The organism is Pseudomonas sp. 30_B, from assembly GCF_017491605.1.
Classification (GTDB): domain Bacteria; phylum Pseudomonadota; class Gammaproteobacteria; order Pseudomonadales; family Pseudomonadaceae; genus Pseudomonas.
Genome location: NZ_JAFGYY010000526.1, coordinates 1 through 240, shown reverse-complemented (window position 1 = coordinate 240; position 240 = coordinate 1). Strand labels below are relative to the sequence as shown.

General features: G+C 67.9%; 1 protein-coding gene. It reads right to left on the bottom strand.

Features of this window, described 5'->3' with window-relative positions; genetic code table 11:
• On the bottom strand, nucleotides 1–240 hold a 240-nt coding region (locus tag J5M67_RS29335), incomplete at both ends, for a sulfatase/phosphatase domain-containing protein (RefSeq protein ID WP_207888771.1).

Below are 240 nucleotides of genomic sequence, written 5' to 3'. Positions count from 1 at the left end.
GCTGGTCGTAGCCGTCCAGGTGCACCTTGAAGGTCGGTCCGCCGGAAGTCGGCGCCCAGCCCTGCAGCAGCTTCTCCTTGGCGTCGGGCACGCCGACGGCGGAGAGCAGGGTGGGGAACCAGTCCAGGCCGGAGAACATCTGGGTGGAGACGGTGCCCGGCTTGACGTGGTTCGGCCAGCGGATCATCGCCGGCACCCGGTAGGCGCCTTCCCAGTTGGAGTTCTTCTCGTTGCGGAACG